This is a genomic window from Dietzia sp. DQ11-71 (assembly GCF_014144995.1).
Lineage (GTDB): Bacteria > Actinomycetota > Actinomycetes > Mycobacteriales > Mycobacteriaceae > Dietzia > Dietzia kunjamensis.
The window spans coordinates 1-5,939 of the sequence record NZ_JAALDT010000022.1 but is presented as its reverse complement, the minus strand read 5'-3'; the positions used below and the strand labels follow the sequence as shown (position 1 = coordinate 5,939).

Here is a 5,939-nt window from a genome sequence, read left to right as displayed (position 1 = left end):
CGGCCCGCCACCACCGGCACCGCCCCCACCTCGAGCCGGGCCCGCCGGATCGCCTACGCCCCCGACCTCGACGGCCACGCCGACCCCGGCGAGATCGTGTGGACCTGGGTCGAGTTCGAGGAGAACGACGGCCGCGGCAAGGACCGCCCGGTCCTGGTGGTGGGGCGCGACGGGGACCGCCTGCTCGGCCTCCAGCTCTCGTCCCAGGACTCCAGGGACGACGACGAGGGGTGGCTCGGGCTCGGATCGGGCCCCTGGGACCCCGAGGGCCGACCGAGCTGGGTGCGCCTCGACCGGGTGCTGGACGTTCCCGAACAGGGCATCCGCCGCGAGGGCGCGATCTGCCCGCGGCCGAAGTTCGAGGCGGTCGCCGATCGGCTCCGCGCCGATTACGGCTGGCGCTGAGCACGAGCGGCCCTCCGGGCCCGGGGATCAACGGAGGCGTCGCCGCACGTTTTGGCCGGTGACACCCCCGCTGGTAAAGTGGGTCGTCGGTGTCCACCGGAGCACGTTGTGCACGTGTCCGCGCGGACGAGACGACAAGACATCCGATCGGCGGGATCCCCTCGTGGAGCCGTCGACACACGACAAAAAGGTGTGACGAGTGGCCAACATCAAGTCCCAGATCAAGCGGAACCTCACCAACGAGCGCAACCGCCTCCGCAACCAGTCGACCAAGTCGGGCCTGCGTACCGCCATCCGCAGCCTGCGTGAGGCCACCGCGGCCGGTGACAAGGAGAAGGCCGGCGCCCTGCTCGTCGCCACCTCCCGTCAGCTCGACAAGGCCGCCAGCAAGGGTGTCATCCACCCGAACCAGGCCGCCAACAAGAAGTCGGCGCTCACCAAGGCTGTCAACAGCCTCTGAGCACCCCGGTCCCTCCCCTGACCGGGAGGCACCCAGCCCCACGTCTGCTCGCCTGACGTGATGAGGCTCCGAGGGCCCACCCCGCACCACGTGCGTGAGGTGGGCCCTCGTCGTATGAGTGGCTGTCGTGTGTGGGGCCTGCGTGTGAGTGGCCGACGTGTCCCCGGTGCGGGTCCGCTCGCGTACCCGCTGTGCGGGCCCGGTCAGCCGGCGGACGCGAGCGTTCCGACCGCGCGGACGGCGCGCTCGAGGGCGTAGGACGTGTCCTCCGCCCCGCCCTTGACCTCGCCGTTGAGGGTCGCGACGACCTGCAGCGCGCTGCCCAGGGTCTCGATGGACCAGTACCGGGTCTGGGCGGTGACCTTCTTGACCTTCCACGGCGGCAGGCCCTGCCGGGCCAGGTCGGCCGGCGGCACGCCCCGCTGGGTACCGACCAGGGCGATGGAGTTCACCGCGTCGGCCAGGGCATCCGCGAGCACGACGTGCGGGACGCCGGTGTGCATGGCCCACTCGAGTGCCTCGATCGCACCGGCCACGTCCCCCGTGACCGCGCGTTCGGCCACGGTGAACCCGCTGACCCCCACGACCCCCGAGTGGTAGCGCCGCACCGCCTCCACGTCCACCTTGCCGCCTGTGTCGGCCACGAGCTGACCGCACGCCGACGCCAACTGCCGCAGGTCCGTGCCCACCGCCTCCACCAGGGCCTCGCAGGCCTCGGGCGCGACCCTCACGTCGAGTGTCCGGAACTCGGACCGGACGAAGCCGACCACGTCCATGTGCCGGGTGAGCTTGCCCGCCGCGTGTTCCTCGGCCCCCGCCTTGCGCAGGTCCGCCACCAGGGCCTTGGCGCGGCCGCCACCGGTGTGCTGGACGACTAGAACCGTCTCGGGGGGCAGATCACGGGCCGCGCCGAGCACCGCGGACTGGGCGTCCTTGCCCAGCTCCGCCGCGCCGGTGATCACCACGATGCGGGCCTCGCCGAACAAGGACGGCGAGAGCAGTTCGAACAGCTGCGGGGCGGTGACCTCGGGCCCACCGAGCCTCGAGACCACCGGCGGGTCCTGCCCGGCCGGGGTCGCCGCACGCACCGTCGAGACGACGCCCGTGGTGGCGCGTTCGGTGAGGAACTCGTCCTCGCCCAGCACCAGGTGCAACACAGCCGGTGCGGACCCCGATGCCATCTGCGCTCCTCGTCGTCGTCGTTGTTGTCGTTGTTGTCGTCGTTGTCGTCTATCCCAGTCATCGTGCCACGCCGCGCCGACAGGCCCGCACCACCACCGCGCCCGACCGGTCGACCCCGCCCGCTCCCCCACGTAATTTCGGGGCCACGAGCCAATCCGACCGAGCGACGCCGACGCGGAGCGCCACCATGCGCGGTGTCCGGGCATCGAAGGGAACGACATGAGCGAGAACCAGGACGCCGACACCGAGACGACCGACCAGCTGACGTTCCAGAACCCGGCGACCCGCTACCCCTCCATCGAACCGCCGGTCCAGCACCAGGACGAGCCGGGACTCGACGCGCGGCTCGAACCCAAGGCGGACCTCGGCGAGCACTCCTACCGCGGCACCGGTCGGCTCACCGGCCGCCGGGCGCTCATCACCGGCGGCGACTCGGGCATCGGGGCCGCGGTGGCGATCGCCTTCGCCCGCGAGGGCGCCGACGTGGCCATCCACCACCTGCCCGACGAGGAACCCGACGCCCGTGCCGTCGCCGAGATCATCGAACGCGAGGGCCGCACCGCCGCGCTCATCCCCGGCGACCTCACCGACCGCGCGTTCTGCGAGGGCCTCGCCGACACCGCCGTCGAGCGGCTCGGAGGCCTCGACATCCTCGTCAACAACGCGGGCAAGCAGGTGGTCGCACCCGCGCTCGAGGACCTGCCCGACGAGCAGCTCACCGACACCTTCGAGGTCAACATCGTGGGGATGTTCCGGGTGACCAGGGCCGCGTTTCGCCACCTGGAGCCCGGGTCCACGATCATCAACACGACCTCCGTGGTCGCCTACATGGCGCCGCCGAACCTGCTGGACTACGCGTCCACCAAGGCCGCGATCAACAACTTCACCAAGGGGCTGGCCCAGCAGCTCGCCCCCAAGGGCATCCGGGTGAACGCCGTGGCGCCCGGCCCCATCTGGACGCCTCTACAGGTGTCGGACGGGCAACCCAAGGACGAGCTGCCCGAGTTCGGGCACTCCACCCCGCTCGGCCGTGCCGGGCAGCCCACCGAGTTGGCACCCGCCTACGTGTTCCTGGCCTCGCCCGAGTCGAGCTACGTGATCGGCGAGACGCTCGCGGTGACCGGCGGAATGCCCACGCCCTAGCCGTCGGGGGATACTGGTGGCGTGAATCCGCTGCTCGAGGTCGTGCGCCGTCGGCCCCGGGACGGTGGGCCCGGTTCCGGCCTCGACGCGACCGTGCCCCGATGACCGGCCTCGTCCTGGCCGCGGGCGCCGGCAGACGGTTCGGCGGCCCCAAGGCCCTCGTCGACTTCCGCGGTGTCCGCCTGGTGGACCGCGCGGTGGGCCTTCTCCGCGCGGGCGGATGCGACCGGGTGCTGGTGGTCAGTGGCGCGGTCGAGCTGGAGGTGCCCGGCGCCGAGGTGGTGCACAACCCGGACTGGGACACCGGCATGGGCTCCTCCCTGCGCGTCGGGCTCACCGCGGTCGGGGACGAGGACGTGGTGGTGGTCCCTGTCGACATGCCGTGGCTGGGACCGGAGTCGGTCCGCCGGGTCCTCGCCGCCGAAGCGTCACTGGCGGTCGCCACCTACGGCGGGACCCGTGCGCACCCGGTCCTCCTCGGTGCGCCACACCTCCCCGGGATCATCGCCACGGCGGCCGGAGACGCGGGCGCCCGTCACTACCTGCGGGCACACCCCCACCTCGTGGCCGAGGTGCCGTGCGACGACACCGGGTCACCGCGCGACATCGACCACCCCGGCGACCTCGACGACCCTGATGGCCCGCCCGGTGGCTGCTGAGCGACCGGCGAGAACCACCACGACCGGCCGGGGGCGCGTCCGGTGGGACCACCCCGCCTGGTGCGCTTACGCTCGACGATCCGGGACCATCCCACCGCGGGCAGCCCGACCGCGACTCGAGAGGACGCACACGTGACGACGACCCGGGCCGAGGCCACCGATCCCCACGAGGTGGCGCACCGCGTCTTCGGCTGGGACGACCTGCGCCCGTTGCAGGCCGAGGCCATCGAGGCGGCGGTGGGCGGTCGCGACGTGCTGGCCGTGCTGCCCACCGGCTACGGGAAGTCGGCGATCTACCAGCTCGCCGGGATCATGGCGGACGGGCCGTGTGTGGTCGTCTCACCGCTCATCGCGTTGCAGAGCGACCAGTGCGAGGGGCTGAACTCGGTGGCGGACTCCGCGCCCACCCGGTCGCTGGCGATCAACTCCTCGATGGGTGCACGCCAGCAGGCCGAGGCCTGGGACGAGGTCGTCGCCGGTCGCGTCCACTTCGTGTTCCTCACCCCCGAGCAGCTGGCCAAACGCGGGGTCCTCGACCGGCTCCGTGAGGCCGGGCCGAGCTTCCTCGTGGTCGACGAGGCGCACTGCGTCTCCGCCTGGGGCCACGACTTCCGCCCCGACTACCTGCGGCTGGACACCGCCCGCCACCGGATGGGGTCACCCACCGTCATCGCGCTCACCGCCACCGCCTCGACCCCGGTCCGCGAGGAGATCGTCGACCGACTCGCCATGACCGACGCCCTGGTGCTGGCCGGCGGGTTCGACCGATCGGAGCTGCACCTCGCGGTGAGACGACACGTCGAGGACGACGGCAAAAAGGACGCGGTCGTCGAGCGGGCCGTCGAACTCGCCGGCCCCGGCCTGGTCTACACCGCCACCCGCCGGTCCACCGAGGAGTACGCCGAGCGGATCGCTGCACGAGCGGCCGACTCGGATCGCCCACTGAGGGTCCGTGCCTACCACGCCGGGCAGAAGTCGGCCGACCGTGAGGAGACGCTGGGCTCCTTCCTCGACGGTGACCTCGACGTGGTGGTGGCGACGAGCGCGTTCGGGATGGGGATCGACAAGGAGGACGTGCGGTTCGTCCTGCACGCCGACATCCCCGACTCGCTCGACACGTACTACCAGGAGGCGGGACGGGCCGGACGCGACCGCGAGCCGGCGACGATCGAACTCCACTACCGCAGCGAGGACCTCGGTCTGCGCAGCTTCTTCTCGTCGCACAGTGCCGACGAGGAGGTCATCCGCGCGGTCATCACGCACCTGCGTCGCGCCGACGGCCCGGTACGGCTGAGCCGGTTGAAGAAGTCCCTCGACTTCGGCCCGAGGCGTGTCACGGGCGCGGTCAACCTGCTCGAGGCGGCGGCCCTCGTCGAGTCCGGCCGGAAAGGGCTGGAACTCGTCGAGGACGTGCGGCCGAAGGAGGCGGTCCGCCGGGCCGAGGAGACCTCGGAGATGTTCGAGCGGATCGACCGCTCGCGGATCGGGATGATGCGCGGATACGCCGAGACCGACGGGTGCCGGCGCCAGTTCCTGCTCGGCTACTTCGGCGAGGAGCTCGCGGACCCGTGCGGGAACTGCGACACCTGCGACGCGGGCACCGCCGTCGACCTCACCCACGACGCGGCGGACTTCCCCCTGCAGTCCGCGGTCGTGCACCGCGAGTGGGGATCCGGGATCGTCATGAGCGTCGACGACGACCGGCTCACCGTGTTCTTCGAGGAACAGGGCTACCGAACGCTGTCGCTCGACCTGGTGCGCGACCAGGAGCTTCTCACCCGGGCATGACGGGTGGCGAGCCCGGCAGCCCGGCAGCGACACCTGCGACGGTCTCGAGCCACCACAGTGCGGGGGCGCAGGCCGCGGCGAGCAGGACCGCACCGTCCTCCCACACCGGACCGAGCGCGGCCGCCGCCGTACCGAGCACGGTGACCAGTGGGACGGCCGGGGCGACGGCGATGTTCGCGGGCAGGGCCCACGGTCCCTGGCCCAGCCCCGAGGCCACGAGCACCGGAAGCGTCGCCAGGTGGGCGACGACGCAGACCGCCAGGATATCGGCGACCGGGCCGGGCATCCACGGTCGACGGATC

At 72.1% G+C, this 5,939-nt stretch carries 7 protein-coding genes; 5 read left to right on the top strand and 2 right to left on the bottom strand.

Features of this window, described 5'->3' with window-relative positions; translation table 11 throughout:
- Both G6023_RS00885 and rpsT read left to right on the top strand, forming a co-directional pair.
- The coding region (locus tag G6023_RS00885; protein WP_182633838.1) for a type II toxin-antitoxin system PemK/MazF family toxin at positions 1–405 on the top strand (405 nt) is incomplete at its 5' end.
- A gap of 199 nt (positions 406–604) precedes the next feature.
- Positions 605–865 (top strand): 30S ribosomal protein S20, encoded by a 261-nt coding sequence (gene rpsT, locus G6023_RS00880; RefSeq protein ID WP_067719663.1) that lies wholly within the window; start codon positions 605–607, stop codon positions 863–865.
- Positions 866–1,068: 203 nt separating this feature from the next.
- Here the strand turns inward: rpsT and holA are convergent, their stop codons facing one another.
- The gene (gene holA / locus G6023_RS00875; protein WP_163376835.1) at positions 1,069–2,046 is read right to left on the bottom strand and encodes a DNA polymerase III subunit delta; all 978 of its coding nucleotides are present in this window, start codon (positions 2,044–2,046) and stop codon (positions 1,069–1,071) included.
- Positions 2,047–2,266: 220 nt separating this feature from the next.
- On the opposite strand from holA, the gene G6023_RS00870 reads away from it, so the two are divergent.
- From G6023_RS00870 to G6023_RS00860, 3 genes are all read left to right on the top strand, one after another.
- A complete protein-coding gene (locus tag G6023_RS00870; RefSeq protein ID WP_182633837.1) occupies positions 2,267–3,190 on the top strand; it encodes an SDR family oxidoreductase in 924 nt (307 codons plus the stop codon).
- A 101-nt stretch (positions 3,191–3,291) separates the two neighbouring features.
- Positions 3,292–3,849 (top strand): nucleotidyltransferase family protein, encoded by a 558-nt coding sequence (locus tag G6023_RS00865; RefSeq protein ID WP_182633836.1) that lies wholly within the window; start codon positions 3,292–3,294, stop codon positions 3,847–3,849.
- A 132-nt stretch (positions 3,850–3,981) separates the two neighbouring features.
- Entirely contained in the window at positions 3,982–5,637 is a 1,656-nt protein-coding gene (locus G6023_RS00860; RefSeq protein WP_182633835.1) for a RecQ family ATP-dependent DNA helicase, read from the top strand.
- On the opposite strand, the gene G6023_RS00855 is transcribed toward G6023_RS00860, so the two are convergent.
- On the bottom strand, positions 5,624–5,939 hold a 316-nt coding region (locus tag G6023_RS00855; protein WP_182633834.1), incomplete at its 5' end, for a ComEC/Rec2 family competence protein. The genes G6023_RS00860 and G6023_RS00855 overlap by 14 nt on opposite strands.